General features: G+C 68.4%; 26 protein-coding genes and 1 tRNA gene. 7 read left to right on the forward strand and 20 right to left on the reverse strand.

The features are described 5' to 3' along the window. Positions 1–45: 45 nt before the first annotated feature. Both QZM72_RS11335 and QZM72_RS11340 read right to left on the reverse strand, forming a co-directional pair. Positions 46–870 (reverse strand): glycosyltransferase, encoded by an 825-nt coding sequence (locus QZM72_RS11335; protein ID WP_089466825.1) that lies wholly within the window; start codon positions 868–870, stop codon positions 46–48. Continuing rightward, positions 867–2123, reverse strand: a complete 1257-nt coding sequence (locus tag QZM72_RS11340; RefSeq protein ID WP_301738090.1) for a lipopolysaccharide biosynthesis protein — start codon at positions 2121–2123, stop codon at positions 867–869. The genes QZM72_RS11335 and QZM72_RS11340 overlap by 4 nt, the downstream gene beginning before the upstream one ends. Positions 2124–2368: 245 nt before the next feature. Here QZM72_RS11340 and QZM72_RS11345 point away from each other — a divergent pair, with 245 nt between their 5' ends. The 4 genes from QZM72_RS11345 to waaA all read left to right on the forward strand — a co-directional run bounded on the left by QZM72_RS11345 (position 2369) and on the right by waaA (position 7238). Further along, entirely contained in the window at positions 2369–3763 is a 1395-nt protein-coding gene (locus QZM72_RS11345) for a phosphomannomutase/phosphoglucomutase (RefSeq protein WP_089466827.1), read from the forward strand. A gap of 172 nt (positions 3764–3935) precedes the next feature. Next, positions 3936–4931 (forward strand): lipopolysaccharide heptosyltransferase I, encoded by a 996-nt coding sequence (waaC, locus tag QZM72_RS11350; protein WP_226241113.1) that lies wholly within the window; start codon positions 3936–3938, stop codon positions 4929–4931. 23 nt (positions 4932–4954) lie between these two features. Continuing rightward, positions 4955–5839, forward strand: coding sequence for a Kdo hydroxylase family protein (locus QZM72_RS11355; RefSeq protein ID WP_006485119.1), 885 nt, complete (start codon positions 4955–4957; stop codon positions 5837–5839). A 37-nt stretch (positions 5840–5876) separates the two neighbouring features. Beyond that, a complete protein-coding gene (waaA, locus tag QZM72_RS11360) occupies positions 5877–7238 on the forward strand; it encodes a lipid IV(A) 3-deoxy-D-manno-octulosonic acid transferase (protein WP_301738091.1) in 1362 nt (453 codons plus the stop codon). A gap of 63 nt (positions 7239–7301) precedes the next feature. Here the strand turns inward: waaA and ureG are convergent, their stop codons facing one another. The 16 genes from ureG to hemN form a co-directional block, all read right to left on the reverse strand. Further along, positions 7302–7949: an urease accessory protein UreG gene (gene ureG, locus QZM72_RS11365; protein ID WP_058901948.1), complete on the reverse strand. Its 648-nt coding sequence runs from the start codon at positions 7947–7949 to the stop codon at positions 7302–7304. A gap of 14 nt (positions 7950–7963) precedes the next feature. After that, positions 7964–8644, reverse strand: coding sequence for an urease accessory protein UreF (locus QZM72_RS11370; protein ID WP_089466830.1), 681 nt, complete (start codon positions 8642–8644; stop codon positions 7964–7966). Next, positions 8631–9275 carry an urease accessory protein UreE gene (gene ureE, locus QZM72_RS11375; protein ID WP_301738092.1) on the reverse strand — a complete coding sequence of 215 codons (645 nt, stop codon included), beginning with the start codon at positions 9273–9275 and terminating at the stop codon, positions 8631–8633. The genes QZM72_RS11370 and ureE overlap by 14 nt, the downstream gene beginning before the upstream one ends. An 18-nt stretch (positions 9276–9293) precedes the next feature. Beyond that, positions 9294–11000: an urease subunit alpha gene (gene ureC, locus QZM72_RS11380; protein WP_301738093.1), complete on the reverse strand. Its 1707-nt coding sequence runs from the start codon at positions 10998–11000 to the stop codon at positions 9294–9296. 28 nt (positions 11001–11028) lie between these two features. Beyond that, a complete protein-coding gene (locus tag QZM72_RS11385; RefSeq protein ID WP_089466832.1) occupies positions 11029–11334 on the reverse strand; it encodes an urease subunit beta in 306 nt (101 codons plus the stop codon). Positions 11335–11342: 8 nt separating this feature from the next. After that, a complete protein-coding gene (gene ureA / locus QZM72_RS11390; protein ID WP_301738094.1) occupies positions 11343–11645 on the reverse strand; it encodes an urease subunit gamma in 303 nt (100 codons plus the stop codon). Between the two features lie 236 nt (positions 11646–11881). Then, positions 11882–12757, reverse strand: coding sequence for an urease accessory protein UreD (locus QZM72_RS11395; RefSeq protein ID WP_301738095.1), 876 nt, complete (start codon positions 12755–12757; stop codon positions 11882–11884). A 162-nt stretch (positions 12758–12919) separates the two neighbouring features. Further along, complete coding sequence (gene urtE / locus QZM72_RS11400) at positions 12920–13612, reverse strand: urea ABC transporter ATP-binding subunit UrtE (protein WP_301738097.1); 693 nt, start codon at positions 13610–13612, stop codon at positions 12920–12922. A gap of 4 nt (positions 13613–13616) precedes the next feature. After that, positions 13617–14477: an urea ABC transporter ATP-binding protein UrtD gene (urtD, locus tag QZM72_RS11405; protein WP_301738099.1), complete on the reverse strand. Its 861-nt coding sequence runs from the start codon at positions 14475–14477 to the stop codon at positions 13617–13619. Continuing rightward, positions 14474–15661: an urea ABC transporter permease subunit UrtC gene (gene urtC, locus QZM72_RS11410; RefSeq protein WP_089466836.1), complete on the reverse strand. Its 1188-nt coding sequence runs from the start codon at positions 15659–15661 to the stop codon at positions 14474–14476. The genes urtD and urtC overlap by 4 nt, the downstream gene beginning before the upstream one ends. 1 nt (position 15662) lies before the next feature. After that, on the reverse strand, positions 15663–17282 hold the full coding sequence (urtB, locus tag QZM72_RS11415; RefSeq protein WP_301738100.1) for an urea ABC transporter permease subunit UrtB: 1620 nt from the start codon (positions 17280–17282) through the stop codon (positions 15663–15665). Positions 17283–17419: 137 nt separating this feature from the next. Further along, positions 17420–18727 carry an urea ABC transporter substrate-binding protein gene (urtA, locus tag QZM72_RS11420; protein ID WP_089466838.1) on the reverse strand — a complete coding sequence of 436 codons (1308 nt, stop codon included), beginning with the start codon at positions 18725–18727 and terminating at the stop codon, positions 17420–17422. A gap of 358 nt (positions 18728–19085) precedes the next feature. Then, positions 19086–19409: a rhodanese-like domain-containing protein gene (locus QZM72_RS11425; protein WP_301738102.1), complete on the reverse strand. Its 324-nt coding sequence runs from the start codon at positions 19407–19409 to the stop codon at positions 19086–19088. Positions 19410–19423: 14 nt separating this feature from the next. Then, positions 19424–20080: a protein-L-isoaspartate O-methyltransferase gene (locus QZM72_RS11430; RefSeq protein ID WP_301738103.1), complete on the reverse strand. Its 657-nt coding sequence runs from the start codon at positions 20078–20080 to the stop codon at positions 19424–19426. A gap of 104 nt (positions 20081–20184) precedes the next feature. Then, positions 20185–20442, reverse strand: coding sequence for a hypothetical protein (locus QZM72_RS11435; RefSeq protein ID WP_089466840.1), 258 nt, complete (start codon positions 20440–20442; stop codon positions 20185–20187). Positions 20443–20537: 95 nt separating this feature from the next. Next, on the reverse strand, positions 20538–21929 hold the full coding sequence (gene hemN / locus QZM72_RS11440; protein WP_089466841.1) for an oxygen-independent coproporphyrinogen III oxidase: 1392 nt from the start codon (positions 21927–21929) through the stop codon (positions 20538–20540). Between the two features lie 173 nt (positions 21930–22102). Between hemN and QZM72_RS11445 the strand changes: the two genes are divergently transcribed. The 3 genes from QZM72_RS11445 to QZM72_RS11455 all read left to right on the forward strand — a co-directional run bounded on the left by QZM72_RS11445 (position 22103) and on the right by QZM72_RS11455 (position 23907). Continuing rightward, positions 22103–22420: a YkgJ family cysteine cluster protein gene (locus QZM72_RS11445; RefSeq protein ID WP_301738112.1), complete on the forward strand. Its 318-nt coding sequence runs from the start codon at positions 22103–22105 to the stop codon at positions 22418–22420. Next, the gene (locus QZM72_RS11450) at positions 22417–22998 is read left to right on the forward strand and encodes a DUF1439 domain-containing protein (RefSeq protein WP_089466842.1); all 582 of its coding nucleotides are present in this window, start codon (positions 22417–22419) and stop codon (positions 22996–22998) included. Before QZM72_RS11445 ends, QZM72_RS11450 begins: the two co-directional genes overlap by 4 nt. Positions 22999–23076: 78 nt before the next feature. After that, the gene (locus QZM72_RS11455) at positions 23077–23907 is read left to right on the forward strand and encodes an undecaprenyl-diphosphate phosphatase (RefSeq protein WP_089466843.1); all 831 of its coding nucleotides are present in this window, start codon (positions 23077–23079) and stop codon (positions 23905–23907) included. A gap of 94 nt (positions 23908–24001) precedes the next feature. Here QZM72_RS11455 and trmB read toward each other — a convergent pair whose 3' ends face one another. After that, positions 24002–24778 (reverse strand): tRNA (guanosine(46)-N7)-methyltransferase TrmB, encoded by a 777-nt coding sequence (trmB, locus tag QZM72_RS11460; protein ID WP_301738104.1) that lies wholly within the window; start codon positions 24776–24778, stop codon positions 24002–24004. Positions 24779–24909: 131 nt separating this feature from the next. Then, positions 24910–24984 (reverse strand) — tRNA-Gly (locus QZM72_RS11465). Between the last annotated feature and the right edge of the window lie 112 nt (positions 24985–25096).

The following is a 25096-nucleotide window of genomic DNA, read 5'->3' on the forward strand; positions in this document are numbered from 1 at the left end:
AAGAAAAAATAAAGCGTCGAAATGGGCGAGCGGGCCGGATGCGCGTCAGGCGGACGGCCGCGCGGCGAACAGCGTCTGCTTGATGCGCTGCAGCGTACGGTACGGCGTCACGAAATGCAGCAGGTTCTTGGCGAGGCCGGCCCAGTCGTACGGGTTCAGCACGTTGAAGTGGCGCAACAGCAGCGTGAGCGTCGACACCAGCTGGCGCCGGCGTTTGGTCGCGCTGATCCCGCCCTCGTTAAGCTCGTAATACAGGCCGAGTTCCGGCAGGTTCGCGCAATCGTAGCGTTGCATTAACCGTAAAAAAAGATCGAGATCCTCGGCCGCGCGGTACTGCGCCCGATAGTTGCCCACCTCGCGCACGGCGTCGATGCGCAACATGACCGACGGATGCACGAGCGGCGAGCGCAGGAAGCGCGTGCGGCGCAGCGTACGCGGATCGGCGGGCGGTGTCAGCATGAAGCGCGGCTCGCCGGCGCGCGACACGACCTGCGTCCACATGCCGACGCAGGCCACGCGCGGGTGGGCGCCGAGATAGGCACGTTCTTTCGCCAAGCGCTGCGGCGCGGCGAGATCGCCCGCATCGATGCGGGCCGCATAGCGGAAGCCGCGCGCGGCGAGCGCGTCGATGCCGGCCGCCAGCGCGCGTTCGATGCCGCCGTTCTGCGGCATGCGCAGCACGTCGATCGACAGGCCCGGCAGGTCGGGCGCGACGATCGGCGGCGTGCTGCCGTCGTCGACGATCAGCACGTGCACGCGCGCATCCTCGCGAAACGACGCGAGGGTCCGGACGACGTCGTCGTGCCCGTTGTAGGCCGGCATCAGCACGGCCACGTCGTCGAGCGGGGGCGGGCAATCGGGGGGCGTCATGTTCGCAGCTTGAAACGGATGTAATAAAAGTTGACGGCGGCGGCGGCGAGGTAGCCGGCCGCCAGCCCGACGAGCGCGCCGTACAGGCCGAGCCGCGGGATCGCGAACAGGTTGACGAGCGCGGCGATCGCCAGCGCGAGCAGCCATTTCGTGAGCAACACGAATTTTGCTTGATATTTGAGAACGATAAGATTGCCTATCGCCTCGATGCCGGCCGGCACGGACAGCCAGACGGCCCAGCGGAAGATGTCGACCGACGCCTCGTAGCCGCGGCCGAACACCTTGCCGACGATCAGCGGGGCGGCCGCGTCGAGCACGAGCGCGCCGGCCGTCATCAGGCCGGCCGTCATCGCGATCAGCCGGACGATGTTGCGGCGCAGCCGCGCGACGTCCTGCACGCGGTAGACGAACGCGGGCGCGATGGTTTGCGCGAGCATCAGCGCGAGCGTGATCCAGTTCTCGTTGAGCTGCTGCGCGGCCGAATAGCGGCCGAGATCGGCGAACGACACGTGGCGCTCGAGCATCAGGCGGTCGAGTTTCAGGAACAGGTACATGCAGATGAGGCCGAGCCAGAACACGGTGCCGGCCGTGGCAAAGTGCCGGAACAGCGATGTGTCGAACGTCCAGCCGAGCGCGCCGCCGTTACGATGGCGGTAGTACAGCAGCAGCGCGAGGCCGATCGCGGCGGCTTCCAGCGCCCACAGCCACGCGAAGCGGGCAGGGCCGGCGGCGGCACGCACCAGCAGCCACACGAGCAGCGCCTTCGCGAGCGCGGTGACCATGCTGGTGACGAGCTGCGGCTTGCTGTAGGTCATGCTCTGCAGCCACGCGTTGATCACGCCGACGAACGGCTCGCGGAACACCATCGTGACCGCGAGGCCCGCGAGCATCGCGCCGACCAGCGGGTCGAACGCGCCCGCGGCGATCGCGATCCAGGTCGCGGCGAGCGCGGCGACCGACACGGCGATGCGCAGCACGAACGCGCTGCCGAGTACCGCGCCGAGCTGGGGCGACGGGCGCTGGACGATGGTCGGGACGAGGATTTCCGCGCCGCACACCCAGGTGAGCGGCGCCAGCACCAGGAGAAGCGTATTCGCATACTGCCATTTGCCGAACACATCTGGCCCGAAATAACGGGCCAGCAGGCCGCTGATCGCGATCGCGACGCCGATCTGCGTGAGCCGTTCGAGCCCCAGCCAGACGAGGTTCGCGACGGCCTTCGCGACGTCCGGGTTGCCGAAGCGCTTCAGCATGCGCGGCGGCGGCTGCGCGCGCGGGAGGCGGCCGGAAGCGGCGGGTGGGCGGCGGCGGAGCGGCTAGGCATTAAAATGGGCGATATGCGCGTCATCAAAACCCGCGATTATAAGTGGGATCGCGACCGCTCCAGCCGTTCCGCTCCTTGTTTTACGGGCCGCCTGTATCATGCGCGGCACCGGCGAGAGGCGGCCAGCCAAGCCAGACAATTTTCCATGCACGCAACTGAGAGAGAAGAGAATCGATGATCTCCCAATCCATCTTCAAGGCATATGACATCCGTGGCGTGGTCGGCAAGACACTCGACGTCGACACGGCGCGCGGGATCGGCCGCGCATTCGGTAGCGAAGTGCGTGCGCAGGGCGGCGATGCGGTCGTCGTCGCGCGCGATGGCCGCCTGTCCGGGCCGGAACTCGTCGGCGCACTGGCCGACGGCCTGCGTGCGGCCGGGGTCGACGTCGTCGACGTCGGCATGGTGCCGACGCCGGTCGGCTATTTCGCGGCGAACGTGCCGCTGGCGCTGAAGGGCGGCGAGCGCCGCGTCGATTCGTGCATCGTCGTCACGGGCAGCCACAACCCGCCCGACTACAACGGCTTCAAGATGGTGCTGCGCGGCGCCGCGATCTACGGCGAGCAGATCCAGGCGCTGTATCGCCGCATCGTCGACGAGCGCTTCGAGACGGGCAGCGGCACCTATGAGGAAATCGACGTCGCCGATCAGTACATCGCACGCATCGTCGGCGACGTGAAGCTCGCGCGGCCGCTGAAGCTCGTGGTCGACGCCGGCAACGGTGTCGCGGGCCCGCTCGCGACGCGCCTGTTCAAGGCGCTCGGCTGCGAGCTCGTCGAGCGCTTCACGGACATCGACGGCACGTTCCCGAACCACCACCCCGATCCCGCCCACCCGGAAAACCTGCAGGACGTGATCCAGGCGCTGAAGGACACCGACGCCGAGATCGGCTTCGCGTTCGACGGCGACGGCGACCGCCTGGGCGTCGTCACGAAGGACGGCCAGATCATCTATCCGGACCGCCAGCTGATGCTGTTCGCGGAAGAAGTGCTGTCGCGCAATCCGGGCGCGCAGATCATCTACGACGTGAAGTGCACGCGCCACCTCGCGCAGTGGGTGAAGTCGAAGGGCGGCGAGCCGCTGATGTGGAAGACGGGGCACTCGCTCGTGAAGGCGAAGCTGCGCGAGACGGGTGCGCCGCTCGCGGGTGAAATGAGCGGCCACGTGTTCTTCAAGGATCGCTGGTACGGCTTCGACGACGGGCTGTACACCGGCGCGCGCCTGCTCGAGATTCTCGCGAAGACGGCCGATCCGAGCGCGCTGCTCAACAGCCTGCCGGACGCGATGAGCACGCCCGAACTGCAGCTCTGGCTCGACGAAGGCGAGAATTTCCGCCTGATCGAGCAACTGCAGAAAGAGGCGAAGTTCGACGGCGCCGACGAAGTCGTGACGATCGACGGCCTGCGTGTCGAGTACCCGGACGGCTTCGGCCTCGCGCGTTCGTCGAACACGACGCCGGTCGTCGTGATGCGCTTCGAAGCCGAGACGCAGGAAGGGCTCAAGCGCATCCAGGAAGACTTCCGCCGCGTGCTGACGGCCGCGAAGCCGGACGTCAAGCTGCCGTTCTGAGCGCCGGCGGCCGGCGGGCCGCCCGTACGACGGCCCGTTCATCGGCCGTGTTTATCCCGAAAAGCGGCGCGCGCCCCGGGCGCGCGGCCGCTTTTTGTCTGTCCGGCCCGTCGGCCGGGATAAAATCCCCCCTTTATGTCTGTCGCCGGCTGCCAGCCGGCGTTTTTTCAGCGTGCAAAAGATCCTGATCGTGCGCGTGTCGTCGCTGGGCGACGTCGTGCACAACATGCCGGTGATCGCCGATATCCGGCGCCGTCACCCCGATGCGCAGATCGACTGGCTCGTCGAGGAAAGCTTCGTCGACCTCGTGCGGCTCGTCGACGGCGTGCGCGACGTGCTGCCGTTCTCGCTGCGCCGCTGGCGCAAGAAGCCGTTCTCGGGCGCGACGTGGCGCGAGATCCGCGCATTCCGCCGGCGCCTCGCGGCCGAGCAGTACGATCTCGTGATCGACTGCCAGGGCCTCATCAAGACGGCCTGGGTCGCGAGCTGGGCGCGCGGCCCGCTCGTCGGGCTCGGCAACCGCACCGACGGCGCCGGCTACGAATGGCCGGTGCGCTTCTTCTACCGCAAGCGCGTGCCGATCGCGCCGCGCACGCACGTGGTCGAGCGCTCGCGGCAACTCGTCGCGGCCGCGCTGGACGACCCGGCGCCGACCCCGGCCGATCCGGTCGAATTCGGCCTCGACACGCGGGCGGCGGCGCTCGCGGTGGCCGCGCTCGGCCTGAACCTGCCGGTGCCGTACGTCGTGTTCGTCCATGCGACGTCGCGCGCCGACAAGCAGTGGCCGGATGCCGCCTGGATCGAGCTCGGCCAGGCGCTCGTGCGGCGCGGTGCATCGCTCGTGCTGCCGTGGGGCAACGACGCGGAGCGCGCGACCAGCGAGCGACTCGCGAAGGAATTCGGCGCGGCGGCGATCGTGCCGCCGAAGCTGTCGCTGCCGGCCGTGGTCGGGCTGATCGACGGCGCGGCCGCGACGGTCGGGGTTGATACAGGTCTGGTTCACATCGCGGCCGCGCTGAAGCGTCCGACGGTCGAACTGTACAATTTCGCGACGGCCTGGCGGACCGGCGGCTACTGGTCGCCGAACGTCGTCAATCTCGGCACGGCGGGGCAGCCCCCGTCGATCGCGCAGGTGAAGTCGGCGCTCGCGGGCTTCGGTCTCCTGTAACGCTGTCCACACGCGAACCGATCATGAGCGAATCCCAGATCATCGAAGTCCCGTCCGCCGACTGGAGCGGACACAACCTGTCGGCGCCGCGCGAGCAGTTGCTCGCCGCGGTCGAGGAAGGCAAGGTGCTGTATTTCCCGCATCTGCGCTTCGCGATCGAAGGCGGCGAGGAAGCGCTGCTCGATCCGGCGCTCGCCGATCCGAAACGCAAGAACATCAGCCTCGCGCCGAACGGCGGCGCGCTCGCCGGCGTGCTCGGCGACAGCGTCACGCAATCGGCCGTGCGCGCGCTCGTCGCGCGCTTCCAGCAGCAGGCCGGCACGCTCGTCGACGGCCTCTTTCCCGAATACCGCGGCAAGCTGCGCGTCGCGCCGACGAGCCTGCGGCTGATGCAGGTCGAAACGCGCCAGACGTCGTGGCGCAAGGACGATAGCCGCCTGCACGTCGACGCATTCCCGTCGCGGCCGAACTACGGCGAGCGAATCCTGCGCGTGTTCACGAACGTGAACCCGGCCGGCGCGCCGCGCGTGTGGCGCGTCGGCGAGCCGTTCGAGGACGTCGCGAAGCGCTTCCTGCCGAAGATCCGGCCGCAGTTCCCGGGCTCGGCGTGGCTGCTGAACCTGCTGCACGTGACGAAATCGCCGCGCAGCGCGTACGACCACCTGATGCTGAACCTGCACGACGGGATGAAGGCCGACCTCGACTATCAGAAGACGTGTCCGCAGCAGACGATGCCGTTTCCGCCGGGCAGCGTGTGGATATGTTTCTCGGATCAGACTTCGCACGCTGTGATGTCCGGCCAGTTCATGCTCGAGCAGACCTTCTTCCTGCCGGTCGACGCGATGGTGCGCCGCGAGTGCGCGCCGCTCGGCATTCTCGAACGCCTGACGGGCAGGGCGCTGGTTTGAGCGCGCCTCTGCTTCGACGTCACTCGAGGGCGGCCGCATGCTGAGGACGATCTATCGTGCGCTGTGGTGGCTCGTCGCGCCGGCCGCCGTGATCCGGCTCTATGTGCGTTCGCGCAAGGAGCGCGGCTATCGCGAGCATATCGGCGAGCGCTTCGGCCGCGTCGCGGGCCGCTCGCCGGACGATCGCGCGCCGCTGATCTGGGTGCATGCAGTGTCGGTCGGCGAGACGCGCGCCGCGCAGCCGCTGATCGACGCGCTGATGCATGCGCGCCCCGATGCGCGCATCCTGCTCACGCACATGACGCCGAGCGGCCGCGCGACGGGCGAACAGATCTTCGGCGATCGCGTGCTGCGCTGCTACCTGCCGTACGACATGCCGGGCGCGGTGCGGCGCTTCCTGCGCGCATGGCGGCCGACGCTCGGTCTCGTGATGGAAACCGAGGTGTGGCCGACGCTGATCGACGAGTGCCGCCGCGCGGATGTGCCGCTCGTGCTGACCAATGCGCGGATGTCCGCGCGTTCGTTCCGGCGCGCGGCGAAGTTCGGCGCGGCGACGCGCGACGTGTTCGGCGGCTTCTCGCGCGTGCTCGCGCAGAGCCCGGCCGATGCGGAGCGGCTGACGTCGCTCGGCGCACGCAACGTGACCGTGCTCGGCAACCTGAAGTTCGACATGACGACGCCGCCGGAACTCGCGGCGCGCGGCCATGCGTGGCGCGACGCGATCGGCGCGCGGCCGGTGTGGGTCGCCGCCAGCACGCGCGAGAACGAGGAGGCACTCGTGCTGCAGGCGTTCGCGGAAATGCGCACGCCCGGCGCACTGCTGGTGCTCGTGCCGCGTCATCCGCAGCGCTTCGCCGAGGTCGAGGCGCTCATCGTGCGCAACGGGCTCAAGTGCGTGCGGCGCTCCGTCTGGGCGGCCGATGCGGCCGCGCTCGCGGCGGGCCGGCCGGCCGCCGAACCGCTGGCCGACGACGTGACGGTGCTGCTCGGCGATTCGATGGGCGAGCTCGGCGCGTACTACGCGGCGGCCGATATCGCGTTCATCGGCGGCAGCCTGTTGCCGCTCGGCGGGCAGAACCTGATCGAAGCGTGCGCGGTCGGCGTGCCGGTGCTGATCGGGCCGCACGTGTTCAACTTCACGCAGGCGACCGCGGACGCGGTCGCGGCCGGCGCGGCGATGCAGGTCGCGGATCCGCTCGATCTCGCGCACGTGCTCGACGCGCTGTTCGCCGACAAGGCGCGGCGCATCGCGATGGGCGCGGCCGGCGCGGCCTTCGCGTCGCGTCACCGCGGCGCGACCGCGCGCACGGTCGACGTGCTCGCCGCGCTGCTGCCGCCCGCCGAAGCCGGTGCGCGTGGGCTGCCGGGCGGGCTGGGCGCCGCTTCCGAAGACGAATAGACGAAGGGCGGCGCAAGGCCGCCCGCGCACGCATGGCGGCGACGCGAGCCGCCGCCATGCCGCTCACACCGTCAGCAAGCCCTTCTTCTCGATGAACGCGATCACGTCCGCGACGCCGTCGAGCGCCTTCAGGTTCGTCATCACGTAAGGCCGTTCGCCGCGCATCTTCCGCGTGTCGGATGCCATCACGTCGAGATTCGCGCCGACCAGCGGCGCGAGGTCGGTCTTGTTGATCACGAGCAGGTCGGACTTCGTGATGCCGGGGCCGCCCTTGCGCGGAATCTTCTCGCCGCCGGCCACGTCGATCACGTAGATGGTCAGGTCCGACAGCTCGGGGCTGAAGGTCGCCGCGAGATTGTCGCCGCCGGACTCGATGAACACGATGTCGGCATCCGGGAAGCGCGCGAGCATCCGGTCGACGGCCTCGAGGTTGATCGACGCGTCCTCGCGGATCGCCGTGTGCGGGCAGCCGCCCGTTTCGACGCCCATGATGCGTTCCTCGGGCAGCGCGCCCGCGACCGTCAGCAGCCGCTGGTCTTCCTTCGTATAGATGTCGTTCGTGATCGCGACGAGGTCGTACCGGTCGCGCATCGCCTTGCACAGCATTTCGAGCAGCGTGGTCTTGCCGGAGCCGACGGGGCCGCCGATGCCGACGCGCAGCGGCGGCAGTTTTTTCGTGCGGCGGGCGGGGGAGGGAGCGGGTGCGTTCATGGCGTGGATCAAGTTCAGGAGCGGAACAACCGCGAATACTGGGTTTCGTGCCGCGCGGACAGGATGCCGAGCTGCGGCGCGAACGTGTTGACGGCGTCAGGCGGCGTCGCGAGCGCGCGGCGCACGGCCGCGTCGATCGCGCCGCGCAGCGCGACGATGATGCGTTGCCCGGCGAGCTGGCCGAGCGGCACGGCCTTCAGCGCGGCGGACGTCTGGTTCTCGACCCAGCCGAATGCGTACGCGGCGAGCGTCGCGTCGGCGCTGGCGTCGTGTGCGGCCGCCGCATATGCGAACGCGGTCGGTAGCGCGACCGGCGACAGCGACGCGAGCGTCGCGCGGCGGGCGGCGTCGCCCCATTCGAGCGACGCGCACAGCTGCGCGAGCGACCAGCCCATCTGTTCGGTTTCGCGGCGCAGTTCGGCCGATTCCCGGCTCGCGACGAACCACGCGTTTTCGGCGACGAGCGCGTGCGTGTCGTGCGTCTGCCAGCGGTTGAGCTGGTGCGCGAGGAACGGCAACTCGCCGTGCGCGAGCACGTCGGTCAGGCCGCTGGCGATCCAGTCGCGCGCGGAATCGGCGTCGTGGATCAGGTTCGCGTCGAGCGCGGCTTCGAGGCCCTGCGAATAGCTGTACGCGCCGATCGGCAATGCGGGCGATGCGAGGTGCAGCAGCGCGACGAGTTCAGTGGTGGTCATGACCGGGGTGGCCGTGCGTGCAGCCGGGACCATGCTGATGATCGTGATCGTGATCGTGATCGTGATCGTGATCGTGATCGTGATCGTGCGAGTGCGAGTGCGAGTGCGAGTGTCCGTGGTGTTCGCCGAACACCTGCTGGGCGAGCGCGTAGTCTTCGGCGAACGTCGCGTCGTGCCCGTGCTTGTGGCCGCCGCCGTACGCGCCGGCCTCCGGCTGGAACGGTGCGCTCGTTTCGTCGACCTGCGTGCCGAGCCGGCGCAGCATGTCCGCGAGCACGGGATCGGCTTCGAGCTTCAGGTAGCCGTCGCCGATTTCGACCGGCGTATGACGATTGCCGAGGTGATACGCGGCACGCATCAGCGTGAGCGGGTCGGCCGCGCGCACGAGCAGCACGGTTTCGGGTGCCGCGGCGATGCGCACGAGCGCGCCGTCGTCGGCGACGAGCACGTCGCCGTCGCGCAGCACGGTGCCGCGCGGCAGCAGGACCGCGACGGCCTCGCCGCTGTCGAGCGTCGCCGCGAGGCGGCTCTTGCAGCGCGCGTCATAGGCGAGCGTGAGCGTCGGCGCGCGTGCGACGAGCGACGCGGCGAGTTTCACGTTCGGGGCAATGCGTTTGTCGAGGGTGCGCATGAAGCTGAGGATTCCGGATCAGAACAGGAAATAGCGCTGTGCCATCGGCAGCACCGTTGCCGGTTCGCAGGTGAGCAACTGGCCGTCGGCGATCACGTCGTAGGTTTCGGGATCGACGCTGATCGACGGACGCCATGCGTTGTGAATCATGTCGGCCTTCGTCACGTTGCGGCAGTTGCGCACCGGCACGATCCGCTTCGCGAGGCCGTAGCGCTCCGCGATGCCCGCGTCGGCTGCCATCTGCGACACGAAGGTCAGCGACGTGCGCGCGAGCGCGCCGCCACGCGTCGCGAACATCTCGCGATAGTGAACCGGCTGCGGCGTCGGGATCGACGCGTTCGGGTCGCCCATCTGCGCGACGGCGATCATGCCGCCCTTCAGGATCATCGACGGCTTGATCCCGAAGAACGCGGGTTCCCACAGCACGAGGTCGGCCCATTTGCCGGGCTCGATCGAGCCGACTTCGTGCGCGATGCCGTGCGTGAGCGCCGGGTTGATCGTGTACTTCGCGACGTAGCGCTTCGCGCGGAAATTGTCGTTGCGCGAGCTGTCTTCCGGCAGCGCGCCGCGCTGCACTTTCATCTTGTGCGCGGTCTGCCAGGTGCGGATGATCACTTCGCCGACGCGGCCCATCGCCTGCGAATCGGACGACAGCATCGACAGCGCGCCGAGATCGTGCAGGATGTCCTCGGCCGCGATCGTCTCGCGGCGAATGCGCGATTCGGCGAACGCGAGGTCCTCCGCGATCGACGGATCGAGGTGATGGCACACCATCAGCATGTCGAGATGCTCGTCGAGCGTGTTGATCGTGTACGGGCGCGTCGGATTGGTCGACGACGGCAGCACGTTCATCTCGCCGCACACCTTCAGGATGTCGGGCGCATGGCCGCCGCCCGCGCCTTCGGTGTGGTACGTGTGGATCGTGCGGCCCTTGAACGCGGCCACCGTCGATTCGACGAAGCCGGCCTCGTTCAGCGTGTCGGTGTGGATCGCGACCTGCGTGTCGGTGTCGTCGGCGACCGACAGGCAGTTGTCGATCGCGGCGGGCGTCGTGCCCCAGTCCTCGTGCAGCTTCAGCCCGATCGCGCCGGCCGCGATCTGCTCGACGAGCGGCTGCGGCAGGCTCGCGTTGCCCTTGCCGAGGAAGCCGAGGTTGATCGGCCAGCCGTCGGCGGCCTGCAGCATCCGCTCCATGTGCCACGGGCCCGGCGTGCAGGTGGTCGCGTTGGTGCCGGTGGCCGGCCCCGTGCCGCCGCCGAGCATCGTCGTGACGCCCGAGGCCAGTGCCTCGTCGATCTGCTGCGGGCTGATGAAGTGGATGTGCGTGTCGATGCCGCCCGCGGTCACGATCAGCCCTTCGCCGGCGATCACTTCGGTCGCCGCGCCGATCGCGATCGTCACGCCCGGTTGAATGTCGGGGTTGCCGGCCTTGCCGATCGCGGCGATGCGGCCGTGCTTGATCGCGATGTCGGCCTTCACGATGCCCCAGTGATCGAGGATCACCGCGTTCGTGATGACGGTATCGGGCACGTCGGCGGCCACGCGCTGCGACTGGCCCATCCCGTCGCGGATCACTTTCCCGCCGCCGAATTTCACTTCCTCGCCGTACGTGGTGAAGTCGCGTTCGATTTCGATCAGCAGTTCGGTATCGGCGAGCCGCACGCGGTCGCCCGTCGTCGGCCCGAACATTTCCGCGTACGCGCGGCGGCTCAAGCGTAGTGTCATGTGCTGTTCCTGAAGAACGGGGCGCGGCTTACAGCGGCCCCATCACCTTGCCCTGAAAACCGTAGACGGCGCGCTCGCCCGCGAGCGCGACGAGCTCGACGGTGCGCGTCTGGCCCGGCTCGAAGCGCACGGCCGTGCCGGCCGCGATGTTGAGCCGGAAGCCGCGCGCGGCCGCGCGGTCGAACGACAGCGCGTCGTTGACCTCGAAGAAGTGGTAGTGCGAGCCGACCTGCACCGGGCGATCGCCGGTGTTCGCGACGACGAGCGACAGCGTCGCGCGGCCCGCATTCAGTTCGTGGTCGCCGTCGTCGGTGAGGATTTCGCCGGGGATCATGCGGGGCCTCACGGAATCGGGTGGTGGACGGTCACGAGCTTCGTGCCGTCGGGGAAGGTCGCTTCGACCTGGATGTCGGGAATCATTTCCGGCACGCCGTCCATCACGTCGTCGCGCGTGAGCAGCGTCGTGCCGTAGTGCATCACTTCGGCGACCGTCTTGCCGTCGCGCGCGGCTTCCATCAGCGCCGCGGTGATGAAGGCGACCGCCTCCGGATAATTGAGCTTCACGCCGCGCGCGCGGCGGCGTTCGGCAAGCAACGCCGCCGTGAAGATCAGCAGCTTGTCCTTTTCGCGGGGAGTCAGTTTCATGAAGGCAGGCGTTCAGGAAAACGTAATTTTTATCGGTGCGTAAGCGACCGAGCAGGGGTGCGGACCATCGTAGCACCGCGCTGTTTGGCGTGCGTCGTGTATCGCTTATGTAAGCAGCAAGGTGCGTGCCATGAGCGTTCGACGTGCCGCCATGCGCGCCCGTGGTGCGTGATGCATGCAGACTGTGCGTCGTGTGTCGTGGTGTTGCGCCGAAACGGTGCGTAAGGTGGACGTGCTCAGGTCTGCCAGAGACGCAGCGGCCGCGCGTCGACGCCGTGCACGATCGGTCGCAACTGCAGCCAGCAGTCGGTGAAGTGGCGCTGCAGCGCTTCCATCGACGTTGCCAGCGCGCGCACCAGCACGACGCCGGGCGTCACGCAGGTGGCGCCCGCGCGCAGCGTGTCGTCGAACGGCATGCGCGCGGCGAGCGCTTCGGCGAGCGCGGCGTCGCACGCGGCGCCGGCCGCCCACAGCGTGCCGTACGCGGGAAAGCCGGCGAGGCCCTGCAGCGCGCCGCGCAGTGGGTCGCGCGCGTCGAGCAGCGCGCGTTCGGTCCACAGCGGCCGGCCGTCGGCGGCGACAAGCGCCGAGCTCGACGCGATGCGCCCCGCCGACCAGGTTTCGCCTGCCGCCTGCCGGCCGAGCTGCGTCGCGTCCCAGCCGATCGCGCTCGCGCCTGCGCCGAGCGTCACCGTGAAGTCGAGCGACGCGTGCGCCGTGTCGAAGAACAGATTGTTCTGCGGCAGCCAGTCGAGCTTCGCGTGTTCGCCAACCGTGATGCCGATCCGTTGCGTCGCGTCCAGCCCGTTCGACTTGTACCACTTGGTCGCGCCGGGGGTCGTCAGCACCGCGTGCGTGCCGTCGCCGAGCGCGATGTCGATGTCGAGCCGGTCGCCGCCCGCGACGCCGCCCGGCGGATGGACGATCACCGCGTGGCAGATCGCGTCGCCCTCCGGATACAGCGGCCGCTGCACGCGCAGCGGGCCGTCGTGCAGCCGGTGCGCGAGCGTCGTGCGCGCGCCGTGCCGCTCGAAGCCGAGTTCGAGGCGGCCGCGCCACGACTTGGCGACGGCGGGGCGGGACAGCGTGGCATGCGAATCGGGGGCGGACATCGGCGGCGAACGGGAAACGAGGAAGCGGGTGCGAAGAACGTGGATGCTACCGGAACAATAATGCAGATACTGCGTTCGTTGAAAGGGCTGTGCGCGGCTGCCCGCGCGCCGTCCGCACATGTCACCCGCCGCGCACCGCGGCGCCGGCCGCCACGACTGCCGTCACACCGCGATCAACTCGCGTACGCCGTTCGCCTCCATGTCGCGCGCGTCGCCGCCCGCGACGATCTCCCCGCGGCTCATCACCCAGTAGTTGTCCGCGATCGAGCGCGCGAAGTCGTAATACTGTTCGACGAGCAGCACGGTCATCTTCGATTCGTCGACGAGCTGGCGCAGCGTGCGCCCGATGTCCTGGATGATCGACGGCTGGATGCCTTCGGTCGGCTCGTCGAGGATCAGCAACTGCGGCTCGCTCATCAGCGCGCGGCCGATCGCGAGCTGTTGCTGCTGGCCGCCCGACAGGTCGCCGCCGCGCCGTGCGCGCATGTCCTTCAGCACCGGGAACAGGTCGTAGATGCGGTCGGGCACTTTCGACGGCGCCTTGCGGCTCGCCGCGCCGACGAGCAGGTTCTCCTCGACGGTGAGCCGTGGAAAGATGTCGCGGCCCTGCGGCACATACGCGAGCCCGGCCGCGACGCGCGCATACGGCGGCAGCGCGCCGAGCGCGGTGCCGCGCCACGACACGCTGCCGCTTTTCGCGGCGACGACGCCCATCAGGCAGCGCAGCAGCGTGCTCTTGCCGACGCCGTTGCGGCCGAGCAGCACGGTGAGCTTGCCGTCGTCGGCGGCGAGGTTCACGTTGCGCAGGATATGGCTGCCGCCGTAGTACTGGTTCAGCGCTTCGATTTTCAGCATCGCATCATCGTCCGAGGTAAGACTCGATCACCGCATCGTCGCGCTTGACCTGGTCGAGCGTGCCGTGCGCGAGCACCGCGCCTTCGGCCATCACCGTCACGCGCCCCGTGTCGCCCGCGAGCGCCGCGACGAACTCCATGTCGTGCTCGACGACCATCATCGAGCAGGTGCCGCGCAGCGTGTTCAGCAGCTCGGCGAGTTCCATCGTCTCGTGGTCGGTCATCCCGGCCGCCGGCTCGTCGAGCAGCAGCAGCGCGGGGCGCTGCATCAGCAGCATGCCGATTTCGAGCCGCTGCTTCTGCCCGTGCGACAGCTCGCCGGCCGCGTGATACGCGTGGCTTTCGAGGCCGATCAGCGCGAGCGTCTCCTCGATCTTCGCCTGCGCGGTGCGGTCGAGCCGCGCGCGCAGCGACGCGAGCCAGCCCTTGTCGGTCTGCATCGCGAGTTCGAGGTTTTCCCACACCGGATGCTGTTCGAACACGGTCGGCTTCTGGAACTTGCGGCCGATGCCCGCACGCGCGATCTCGGGTTCGTTCATCCGCGCGAGATCGATCGTCTGGCCGAGAAATACCTTGCCCGCATCGGGCCGCGTCTTGCCGGTGATCACGTCCATCATCGTCGTCTTGCCCGCGCCGTTCGGGCCGATCACGCAGCGCAGCTCGCCCGCGTCGATCGCGAGCGACAGCTTCTTCAGCGCCCGAAAGCCATCGAAGCTCACCTCGATATCCTCGAGATAGAGAATCGTGCCGTGCGACGTGTCGATGCCGGCCGGCACGACGCGCCCCATCGACGCGCTGCCGCTGACGGCGAGCAGCTCGTCTTCGGGCGGCGGCGGCGTGAACTGATACAGGGCCGTTCCGTTCATGCGCGTTTCCCCTTCGCGAGCACGGTTTCGACGAGGCCCATGATCCCGCGCGGCAGCAAGAGCGGCACGAGCACGAAGATCAGGCCGAGGAAGAACAGCCAGTATTCGGCGAAGTACGCGGTGAAGAAACTCTTCGCGCCGTTCACCGCGAACGCGCCGACGATCGGCCCGATCAGCGTGCCGCGCCCGCCTACCGCGACCCAGATCGCCATTTCGATCGAGTTGCCCGGCGACATCTCGCCGGGATTGATGATGCCGACCTGCGGTACGTACAGCGCGCCGGCGATGCCGCACAGCACGGCCGACACGGTCCACACGAACAGCTTGTACGCGAGCGGGCTGTAGCCGAGGAACATCAGCCGCGTCTCGCCGTCGCGCACCGCGGTCACCACGCGCCCGAGCTTGCTCGTGACGATCGCGCGCGCGGCGACGAACGCGAGCACGAGCGTCGCGAAGGTCAGCAGCAACAGCACCGTGCGCGTGCCCGGCGACGTGATCGCGAAGCCGGCGATGCGCTTGAAATCGGTGAAGCCGTTGTTGCCGCCGAAGCCCGTCTCGTTGCGATAGAACAGCAGCATCGCGGCGAACGTCATGGCCTGCGTGATGATCGACAGGTACACGCCCTTCACGCGCGAGCGGAACGTGAAGAAGCCGAACACCCACGCGAGCACGGCCGGCACGAGCACGACGAGCGCGAGCGCCCACGCGAGATGCTGCGTGCCGCTCCAGTACCACGGCAACTGGTGCCAGTCGAGAAACACCATGAAGTCGGGCAGGTCGCTGCCGTACTTGCCGTCGCGGCCGATCTCGCGCATCAGGTACATGCCGATCGCATAGCCGCCGAGCGCGAAGAACAAGCCGTGGCCGAGGCTCAGGATCCCGCAGTAACCCCACACGAGATCGAGCGCAAGCGCGGCGATCGCGTAGCACATCAGCTTGCCCGCGAGCGTCATCGTGTACGCGGACAGATGGAACGCGCTCGCTTCCGGCGCGACGAGCGCGGCGAGCGGCACGCCGATGCCGATCGCCACGCAAAGCGCGACGAGCGCGAGCCATGCGCGGCGCGACAGCAGCGCGGGGCGGGGCGGCAGGCCGAGCGCGAAGCCGTCCGCCGCGCGCGCGCCGGCGGCGGGCTGCGGCATGCCGGCGACCGGGTTCGACATCGAATCGGTGTATGAAGTCACGTCAAGCCTCCGCGCTGCGGCCCTTCGGCGCGAACATGCCCTGCGGGCGTTTCTGGATGAACAGCACGATCATCACGAGCACCGCGATCTTCGCGAGCACGGCGCCCCAGAACGGCTCGATCGCCTTGCTGGCGAGGCCGAGCCCGAAGCCGCCGAGCACGGTGCCGGCGATCTGCCCGACGCCGCCGAGCACGACGGCCATGAACGAATCGATGATGTAGTTCTGGCCGAGATCGGGGCCCACGTTGCCGATCTGCGACAGCGCGCAGCCGCCGAGGCCCGCGATGCCCGCGCCGAATGCGAACGCATACGCGTCGACGCGGGCGGTCTTCACGCCGACGCAGGCGGCCATCCGGCGGTTCTGCGTGACGGCGCGCACGAACAGGCCGAGCCGCGTCTTCGTCAGCACGGCCCACGCGACGAACACCACCGCGAGCGCGAACGCGAGGATCGCGAGCCGGTTGTACGGCAGGATCAGGTTCTGCATCACCGTCACGCCGCCGCTCATCCACGACGGGTTCACGACCTGCACGTTCTGCGCGCCGAACAGCATGCGCGTGGCCTGGATCAGGATCAGGCTCACGCCGAAGGTCGCGAGCAGCGTTTCGAGCGGGCGGCCGTACAGATGTCGCAGCACGAGCCGTTCGAGCACGATGCCGACGAGCGCGGCCACCGCGAACGACACCGGCACGGCGACGAGCGGATACCAGTCGAACGCGCCGGGCGCGTAGCGCTGGATCAGCGTCTGCACGACATAGGTTGCGTACGCACCGATCATCAGGAATTCGCCGTGCGCCATATTGATCACGCCGATCAGCCCGTACGTGATCGCGAGGCCGAGCGCGGCGAGCAGCAGCACGCTGCCGAGCGACAGGCCGGCGAACACCGTGCCGACGATTTCGCCGCGGCGCTGCAGTGCGTGCAACGCATCGAGCCCGTGTTGCGCGGCGTCGCGCACGCGTGCGTCGGGTTCCGCGTAGCTGCCGTCGGCGTTCTTCGCGACGAGCGGGCGCAATTGTTCGATCATGTCGAGGTCGCTGCGCGCGGCTACCACCTGCACGGCTTCGAGGCGTTTCGCCGGATCGGCGTCGTGCAGCGCGGCAATCGCCCACAGCGCATCAAGGCGGCGTTTCAATGCCGGATCGGTTTCCTTTGCGCGGGCACGATCGATCATCGGCTTGAGCGCCGGGTCGGGCGACTTCAGCAGTGCGTCGATCGCGTCGCGGCGCGCCGCCACGTCGGGCGACGCGAGCGCGAGGCCCGACAGCGCCCCGGCGATCTTCGTGCGCAGCAGGTTGTTCAGCATCACCGGCTGCGCGTCGCCGGCCGGCGTCGCGGCCTGCGTGAGCGCGTCGTGCGCGGTGTCGCCGGACTGGATCAGCAGGCGGCCGTCGCCGGTCGCGAGCGCATCGCCACTCGACAGCGCGTTGAGCACCGCGACGGCGCGCGGATCGGTGTCTGTGGCGAGCCGTTCGATCGCCGCCGTCTTCGCGTCGAAGTCGTCGCCGGCGAGCGCGGCGGTGTCGGCCGCCGTCAGCGCGAACGCGGCGTGCGGCAGCAGGCCCGCGAGGGTGGCGCATGCCACGATCGCGCGGGCGGCTCGGCGAAAGCGTGTGGGCATCGGGAAATCCTGTCGGGCGAGGGGAGCGGAGTGGTGCGGCGCCGGCGGTGGCGATTCGTCACGACGAGCGGGGCCGGCGCATCGCGGTGGATGCGCGAGCGGCACGTCGCACACGAAGCGCGACGCGCCGCACGGCGTCACGCCAGCGCGGCGCGCTGCCGGCGCAGGAACGCCGGAATCGAGCTGACGACGTCCGGCTTGCCCTGGTTGCCCGCGATGAACGGGCTCCACGGTTGCGCGCGCACGGCCGTCTTCGTCTTCCACACGACGTTGAACTGTCCGTCGCCGCGAATCTCGCCGATCATCACCGGCTTGTGCAGGTGATGGTTGCCGTCCATCGTGAGCGTGAAGCCCGACGGCGCGGCGACCGTCTGGCCGATCATCGCGACGCGCACCTTGTCGACGTCGGTGCTCTTCGCCTTCTCGACGGCCTGCTTCCACATATGGATGCCGACGTAGGTCGCTTCCATCGGATCGTTGGTCACGCGCTTCGCGCCGCCGGGCAGGTTGTTCGCCTTCACCCACGCGGCGAACTGGTCCTTGAACTTCGTGTTGGTCGGGTTTTTCACCGACATGAAGTAGTTCCACGCGGCGAGGTGGCCGACGAGCGGCTTCGTATCGATCCCGCGCAGTTCTTCCTCGCCGACGGAGAACGCGACGACCGGCACGTCGGTCGCCTTGATCCCCTGGTTGCCGAGTTCCTTGTAGAACGGCACGTTCGAATCGCCGTTGATCGTCGAGATCACGGTCGTCTTGCCGCCTTGCGCGAAGGTCTTGATGTTCGCGACGATGGTCTGGTAATCGCTGTGGCCGAACGGCGTGTAGACTTCCTGAATGTCGGCGTCCTTCACGCCTTTCGATTTCAGGAACGCGCGCAGGATCTTGTTGGTCGTGCGCGGATACACGTAGTCGGTGCCGAGCAGGAAGAAGCGCTTCGCGCCGCCGCCTTCCGCGCCCATCAGGTACTCGACGGCAGGAATCGCCTGCTGGTTCGGCGCGGCGCCCGTGTAGAACACGTTGCGCGACATTTCCTCGCCTTCATACTGCACCGGGTAGTAGAGCAGCCCGTTCAGCTCCTCGAACACCGGCAGCACGGATTTGCGAGACACCGACGTCCAGCAGCCGAACACGCACGCGACCTTGTCCTGCGTGAGCAGCTGGCGCGCCTTCTCGGCGAACAGCGGCCAGTTCGACGCCGGGTCGACCACCACCGGCTCGAGCTTGCGGCCCATCACGCCGCCGCTCTTGTTGATGTCGGCGATCGTCATCAGCGCGGTGTCCTTCAGCGACGTCTCCGAGATCGCCATCGTGCCCGACAGCGAATGCAGGATGCCGACCTTGATCGGGCCGGTGCCCGCATCGGCCGCGTGCGCGAACGGGCTCTTGCCCGCCAGCGCGAGCGCGCCGGCCATCGAACCGAACTTCAACAGACTGCGACGTTTCATCGGTATCCCCTTGTCGTGTTGGATGCGCGTGCGCCGTGGCGGCGCCGGCCATCGTGTAACGCAAGGCATGTGCCAGTCGCGCGGATGCACGCCCGGCGTGCCTGCGCGGGGCACGGGTGGGCACCGGCGGGCATCGGCGCGGTGCGGATGATGCGCCGTGCAGCATCCGCCGTCCATTGCGGTGCAGGCGCACGGGCGCAAATGGTGCACGACGGTGCGGCGGCGTCGAAACGCAGGCAAACCGGGGGGAGGAAAAGAAAAACGGGCGCGCGGTGCGCGCCCGTTCGGCGGATCTGTGCGGCCGGCGGCGGGGTGCCGGGCGGCGCGGCGGCACATGATGCGCCGCAGGAAGGATCGGTCAGTAGCGCGGCACCGACGGATCGACGTCGCGCGACCACGCGTCGATCCCGCCTTGCAGGTTGTACAGCTTCGTGAAGCCGCGCGATTCGAGGAACATCGCGACCTGGGCGCTGCGCATCCCGTGATGGCACACGCAGACGATTTCCGCTTCGTCGTCGAGCTCTTCGCTGCGGGCGGGAATCTGCTGCATCGGAATCGACACGCTGCCGGCGATCTGCGCGGTCGCGATTTCCCACGGCTCGCGCACGTCGAGCACGACCGGCGCGGGGCGCGCCGTGTCGTCGAGCCATTCCGCGAGCATCGCGGGCGTCAGGATCTGCATGGAGGCTCCGCCGCTCAGAACTTGAAGCGCGACGGCTCGATCGCGTTGACGAGATGGTCGATGTACGTTTCGAACACGTCGGCGACGCGGTACTGCTTGTCGTCGATGCGCGTGATGATCTGCGCCTTCATCACCGGACGGCCGCCGACGAACGCCGACAGGCGGCCGCCGACCTTCAGCTGTTCGAGCATTTCCTGCGGCACGACCGGCAGGCCGCCCGCGACGCAGATCACGTCGTACGGCGCCTTGGCCGCCCAGCCGCGCGAGCCGTCGCCCAGCACGACTTCGGCGTTGGTCACGCCGTCGTTGCGCAGGTTGTCTTCCGCGAACTTCGCGATCGCCGGATCGATCTCGACGGCCGTCACGTGCTGCGCGCGATGCGCGAACAGCGCGGCCAGGTAGCCCGAGCCCGCGCCGATCACGAGCACGTTCTCGTGCTTCTTGACCGACAGCTCCTGCAGCACGCGCGCTTCGACGCGCGGAAACAGCATCTTGCTCGTGCCGCCCGGCAGCGGCAGTTCGAGATCGGCGAACGCGAGATCGCGATATTGGGCCGGCACGTAGTTTTCACGCTTGACGATCGACAGCAGGCCCAGGACATCCAGATCCAGCACGTCCCACGGACGGATCTGCTGTTCGATCATGTTGAAACGCGCGTTTTCGATATTCATGGTGTGGTCACGCAGCCAGGTCGGCCATCAGCGGGGATAGAGAAACTTCGTGATTGTACCAAACGGCACGGCCGAGAAGCCTTCAGGCGGCCTGCAACAGACCTTTACCCTTTGCTCTTCTTGATCTGCGCCTCGAACGCGAGGTCGAGCTTGCTCGCCTTGCGCGGCTTTTTGGGGCCAAATTCGTCGACGAACTTGACGAATTCGTCGAGCGGCAGCGGCTCGCAGCGTTTTTCGGCGGTGCCGCCCGAGCGGTCGACGAGATAGAACAGGCCGCCCGCCATCGCGACGGCCGCGAATTGCGGGTTGCCGGAGCGGGCCTTCAGGCGTTCGACCGCGTGGGTCGCTTTGGTGGTGCGCATCTTGGGGTGGCGGAGCGGATGTAAGCCTCACACTCTATCAAACCGGCCACGAGCGTGCGGCCGGCGCCCGCCCGTGGGCCGGCGCGCGAACCGCCCTAAACCGTGCGCGAGTAGCGCTGCTGCGACGTCTGGCCGAGGTACGCGTCGAACGCCATCGCGATGTTGCGCACGACCATCCGGCCGGCCGGATGGATCGTCAGCCGGTCGCGCGCGATCGTCAGCAGCCCGTCGCGCTCGAACGGTCGCAGCGCGTCGAGCTCGCGCGCGAAATGATCCGCGAAGCGGATCCCGTGCGCGGCCTCGACATGCGAGAACGGCAGTTCGAGGTTGCACATCAATTGCGTGATCACGTCGCGGCGCAGCCGGTCGTCCGGCGTGAGCCGCACGCCGCGCGCGATCGGCAGCCGGCTGGCGTCGAGCGCAGCGCCGTAGGCGGGCAGGTCCTTCGCGTTCTGCGCGTAGACGTCGCCGACCTTGCCGATCGACGACACGCCGAAGCCGATCAGGTCGGTATCCGCGCGCGTGCTGTAGCCCTGGAAATTGCGCTGCAGCGTGCCGTTGCGCTGCGCGCGCACGAGCTCGTCGGACGGCCGCGCGAAGTGGTCCATCCCGATGTACACGTAGCCGGCCGACGTCAGCATGTCGATCGCGAGGCCGAGCAGCGCGATGCGCGTTTCCGGCGGCGGCAGCGTCGCATCGTCGATCTGCCGCTGCATCTTGAACAGGTGCGGCATGTGCGCGTAGCCGAACACCGACAGGCGATCGGGAGCGAGTTCGATGATCGTCTCGAGCGTGCGTGCGAACACGGCGACCGTCTGGTGCGGCAGCCCGTAGATCAGGTCGACGCTCACCGAATGGAAGCCCGTCGCCCGTGCGGCGGCGAGCAGGTCGGCCGTCATCGCGCGCGGCTGGATGCGGTTGATCGCCTGCTGCACGACCGGGTCGAAATCCTGCACGCCGAGGCTCAGCCGGTTGAAGCCGATCGTGCGCAGATGGACGAGCGTCGCCGGCGTGACCGTGCGCGGATCGATCTCGATCGAGAACTCGGCGTCGGCGTCCGGCGCGAGCGTGAAATGCTCGCGCGTGGCCGCCATCAGCTCGGCCGTTTCGTCGTCGGACAGGAAGGTCGGCGTGCCGCCGCCCCAGTGCAGCTGCGTGACGGGGCGGGACGGATCGAACAGCGCGGCCTGCAGCGCCATCTCGCGCTTGAGCTGGTCGAGATACGGGCGCGCGCGGCGGCGGTTGTTGGTCGCGATCTTGTTGCAGCCGCAGTAGAAGCACGCGGTGTTGCAGAACGGGATGTGGAAGTACAGCGACAGGTCGCTCGACGACGCGCCGGGGTCGCGGGCCGCGCGGACGTAGTCGGCCGGATCGAAATCGTCGCGGAACTGCAGCGCGGTGGGGTACGACGTATAGCGCGGCCCGTTCGCGCCGTATTTCGTGAGCAAATCGGGACGGAACATCGTGTCGGCAGAACCAGAACGCATGGCGGTCTCGCGCTTTTTTAGATGCTTTCGAGTATATGAACACGCGCTCGGGCTGGATTGTGTAATAACGTCGCAGCCGGCGATGGCACAATGCGGGGTGGGGCTGCCGAACGCCGCGTCCGGTTGCCGCACCGTTTTTCGTTGTTCGTCGAGAGAGTCGAGTGTCCGTCGAAATGCCTGCCCGCCCGGCGCCCGCCGAAGTCCCGCCGCCGCATGCGTGCCGCGAGGGCTGCGGCGCGTGCTGCATTGCCCCGTCGATTTCCAGCCCGATTCCGGGCATGCCCGACGGCAAGCCGGCCGGCGTGCGCTGCGTGCAGCTCGGTGACGACCTGCGCTGCATGATCTTCGGCCGGCCCGAGCGCCCCGCGTGCTGTTCCGGGCTGCAGCCGTCCGCCGACATGTGCGGCGCGTCGCGCGACGACGCGCTCGCGTGGCTCACGCGCCTCGAGGCCGCGACGCGGCCGACGCATCCAGGAGAGAAATCAGCATGACCGTCCCTCGCGCGCCCGGCCGGCGCCGTTTTCTCGCTGCCGCTATCGGCGCCGTCGGCGTGTGCGTATCGCTCGCCGCGTGCGCGTCGACGTTCCCGTTCATTCCCGATCACTACACGTTCTCGCGCGGCGACGTGCAGAAGGCCGTCGCGCGGAAGTTTCCTTACCAGAAGACGGTCGCCCAGGTGGTCGACGTGTCGCTCGCGAACCCGGCCGTCAACCTGCTGCCCGACCAGAACCGCGTGGCCGTGCAGCTCGACGCCCATTTCGCGAGCCCGTTCCTGCGCGAGCCCGTCAGCGGCAAGTTCACCGTGTCGGGCCAGCTCGCGTACGACGCACCGAGCCGTTCGGTCGTGCTGAGGGCGCCGGCCGTCGACAGCCTCGCGCTCGACGGCGACGCGCAGATGTACGCGCAGCAGGTCGGCGCGGCCGCCGGCCTGCTCGCGACGCAGCTGCTGACCAACTATCCGATCTACACGTTCAAGCCGGAACAACTGCAATTTGCCGGAGTGAACTACGAACCCGGTACAATTACGATCCTTACAAACGGCATACGCGTGGCGATCGTCGAAAAGTGACGACGGGCGCGCGCGGCCGGGCGGGCCGCGCGCGCAAGAGTGGCCCTTTCTTTCGACCATTTCGGAGTTGGGCCACGGATGGACTGGATCCTGATCTGCAAGGCATTGATCCTCGGCGTCGTCGAGGGGCTGACGGAATTCCTGCCGGTGTCGAGCACCGGACACCTGATCGTCGCGGGCAGCTTCCTGAATTTCAACGATTCGCACGCGAAGACGTTCGACGTCGTGATCCAGTTCGGCGCGATCCTTGCGGTCTGCTGGGAATACCGGCAGCGCATCGTATCCGTCGTGTCAGGGCTGCCCAGCCGGCCCGACGCGCAGCGCTTCACGCTGAACGTCGTGATCGCGACGATTCCCGCGATCGCGCTCGGCCTGCTGTTCGAGAAGAAGATCAAGGCCGTGCTGTTCTCGCCGGTGCCCGTCGCATTCGCGCTCGTCGTGGGCGGCGCGATCATCCTGTGGGCCGAGGCGCGGCAGCGCGAACGCAGCGAGCCGCCGCGCGTGATGTCGGTCGACGCGCTGACGCCGCTCGACGCGCTCAAGGTCGGTATCGCGCAGTGCTTCGCGCTGGTGCCCGGCATGTCGCGCTCGGGCTCGACGATCATCGGCGGGATGCTGTTCGGTCTCGACCGGCGCGTGGCCACCGAATTCTCGTTCTTCCTCGCGATTCCGATCATCTTCGGCGCGACGCTCTACGAAACCGTGAAGGACTGGCAGGCGTTCACCGTCGATTCGCTCGGCCTGTTCGCGCTCGGGCTCGTCGCCGCGTTCGTCAGCGCGTTCGTGTGCGTGCGCTGGCTGCTGCGCTACGTCGCGACGCACGATTTCACGGTGTTCGCGTGGTACCGGATCGCGTTCGGGCTGTTCGTGCTGCTGGTGGGTTACAGCGGCTGGCTGAACTGGACGTGAGGCTGGCGAGCGGTCGATGCGCCGCTCCATGAAAAAATCCCGATCGGCGCGAGACGCCGGTCGGGATTTTTTTATTCCGCGCGGGGTGGGGCGCTCAGCGTGGGCGCTTGCGGAACACCAGGTCCCACACGCCGTGGCCGAGCCGCAGCCCGCGCCGTTCGAACTTCGTCACCGGACGGTAGTCGGGGCGCGGTGCGTAATCGGCGGCCGTGTTTTCGAGCGTCGGTTCCGCGCCGAGCACTTCCAGCATCTGCTCCGCATAGTTCTGCCAGTCGGTCGCGCAGTGCAGGTACGCGCCGGGCTTCAGGCGCGACGCGAGATGCGCGACGAGCGGCGGCTGGATCAGCCGGCGCTTGTGGTGACGCGCCTTGTGCCACGGATCGGGGAAGAAGATGTGCACGCCGTCGAGGCTTTCCGGCGCGATCATGTGCTCGAGCACCTCGACCGCGTCGTGCTGGATGATGCGGATGTTCGTCAGATCCTGCTCGCCGATCAGCTTCAGCAGCGCGCCGACGCCCGGCTCGTGGACCTCGACGCCGAGGAAATCGTCACCCGGGCGATGCGCGGCGATTTCCGCGGTCGACGCGCCCATCCCGAAACCGATCTCGAGGATGCGCGGTGCGCTGCGGCCGAAGATCGCGTTCCAGTCGGGCAGCTCCGGCGCATACGGGACGACGAAGCGCGGGCCGAACTCGTCGAGCGCGCGGCGCTGGCCGGTCGACACGCGGCCGGCGCGCGTCACGAAGCTGCGGATGCGGCGGCGGTGCAGCGGGTTGACTTCGTCGGCGCCTTCGCCGGCTTGGCCGGCTTCGTCGGGAATGGCGTCGTCGTGCGGCGGCAGGCCGGCTTCGTTCGGATCGTCGTGCATCATCGGTACAGAGAAAGGCTCGGTTCGGGCGAGGGCCCGTTGCGCAGCAATGCTGCCGGGCGATTCGGCGCATGGTACAAAAAAGCCGCCTTCGACGAGGCGGCTCATGCGCAGGCTGTTGTGCAGCCGGAAAGTGGAGCGGGCGATGGGAATCGAACCCACGTCATCAGCTTGGGAAGCTGAGGTAATGGCCATTATACGACGCCCGCAGAACGCGCAATTCTACAGGGGTTTGGGTGGGGATGGCAAGTGGAGCGTCTTGGCCGCCGGTATCGAAACTGGTGCGGCCCGCCGGCACGCCAGCCAATGTCGAAAATGGAC

This window comes from Burkholderia sp. AU45388 (genome assembly GCF_030481585.1).
Classification (GTDB): domain Bacteria; phylum Pseudomonadota; class Gammaproteobacteria; order Burkholderiales; family Burkholderiaceae; genus Burkholderia; species Burkholderia sola.

Excerpts from the sequence above, each read along its gene's own strand:
- QZM72_RS11445 (WP_301738112.1), top strand. The coding sequence starts at position 22,103 with ATGCCTGCCCGCCCGGCGCCCGCCGAAGTCCCGCCGCCGCATGCGTGC.
- urtD (WP_301738099.1), bottom strand. The coding sequence starts at position 14,477 with ATGAACGGAACGGCCCTGTATCAGTTCACGCCGCCGCCGCCCGAAGAC.
- QZM72_RS11425 (WP_301738102.1), bottom strand. The coding sequence starts at position 19,409 with ATGCAGATCCTGACGCCCGCGATGCTCGCGGAATGGCTCGACGACACG.
- ureG (WP_058901948.1), bottom strand. The coding sequence starts at position 7,949 with ATGAACGCACCCGCTCCCTCCCCCGCCCGCCGCACGAAAAAACTGCCG.
- ureA (WP_301738094.1), bottom strand. The coding sequence starts at position 11,645 with ATGAAACTGACTCCCCGCGAAAAGGACAAGCTGCTGATCTTCACGGCG.
- waaA (WP_301738091.1), top strand. The coding sequence starts at position 5,877 with ATGCTGAGGACGATCTATCGTGCGCTGTGGTGGCTCGTCGCGCCGGCC.
- hemN (WP_089466841.1), bottom strand. The coding sequence starts at position 21,929 with ATGCGTTCTGGTTCTGCCGACACGATGTTCCGTCCCGATTTGCTCACG.
- QZM72_RS11370 (WP_089466830.1), bottom strand. The coding sequence starts at position 8,644 with ATGACCACCACTGAACTCGTCGCGCTGCTGCACCTCGCATCGCCCGCA.
- urtB (WP_301738100.1), bottom strand. The coding sequence starts at position 17,282 with ATGCCCACACGCTTTCGCCGAGCCGCCCGCGCGATCGTGGCATGCGCC.
- QZM72_RS11395 (WP_301738095.1), bottom strand. The coding sequence starts at position 12,757 with ATGTCCGCCCCCGATTCGCATGCCACGCTGTCCCGCCCCGCCGTCGCC.
- QZM72_RS11450 (WP_089466842.1), top strand. The coding sequence starts at position 22,417 with ATGACCGTCCCTCGCGCGCCCGGCCGGCGCCGTTTTCTCGCTGCCGCT.
- QZM72_RS11385 (WP_089466832.1), bottom strand. The coding sequence starts at position 11,334 with ATGATCCCCGGCGAAATCCTCACCGACGACGGCGACCACGAACTGAAT.
- ureE (WP_301738092.1), bottom strand. The coding sequence starts at position 9,275 with ATGCGCACCCTCGACAAACGCATTGCCCCGAACGTGAAACTCGCCGCG.
- QZM72_RS11335 (WP_089466825.1), bottom strand. The coding sequence starts at position 870 with ATGACGCCCCCCGATTGCCCGCCCCCGCTCGACGACGTGGCCGTGCTG.
- QZM72_RS11430 (WP_301738103.1), bottom strand. The coding sequence starts at position 20,080 with ATGAATATCGAAAACGCGCGTTTCAACATGATCGAACAGCAGATCCGT.
- QZM72_RS11435 (WP_089466840.1), bottom strand. The coding sequence starts at position 20,442 with ATGCGCACCACCAAAGCGACCCACGCGGTCGAACGCCTGAAGGCCCGC.
- QZM72_RS11355 (WP_006485119.1), top strand. The coding sequence starts at position 4,955 with ATGAGCGAATCCCAGATCATCGAAGTCCCGTCCGCCGACTGGAGCGGA.
- QZM72_RS11455 (WP_089466843.1), top strand. The coding sequence starts at position 23,077 with ATGGACTGGATCCTGATCTGCAAGGCATTGATCCTCGGCGTCGTCGAG.
- ureC (WP_301738093.1), bottom strand. The coding sequence starts at position 11,000 with ATGACACTACGCTTGAGCCGCCGCGCGTACGCGGAAATGTTCGGGCCG.
- urtA (WP_089466838.1), bottom strand. The coding sequence starts at position 18,727 with ATGAAACGTCGCAGTCTGTTGAAGTTCGGTTCGATGGCCGGCGCGCTC.
- trmB (WP_301738104.1), bottom strand. The coding sequence starts at position 24,778 with ATGATGCACGACGATCCGAACGAAGCCGGCCTGCCGCCGCACGACGAC.
- QZM72_RS11340 (WP_301738090.1), bottom strand. The coding sequence starts at position 2,123 with ATGCTGAAGCGCTTCGGCAACCCGGACGTCGCGAAGGCCGTCGCGAAC.
- QZM72_RS11345 (WP_089466827.1), top strand. The coding sequence starts at position 2,369 with ATGATCTCCCAATCCATCTTCAAGGCATATGACATCCGTGGCGTGGTC.
- urtE (WP_301738097.1), bottom strand. The coding sequence starts at position 13,612 with ATGCTGAAAATCGAAGCGCTGAACCAGTACTACGGCGGCAGCCATATC.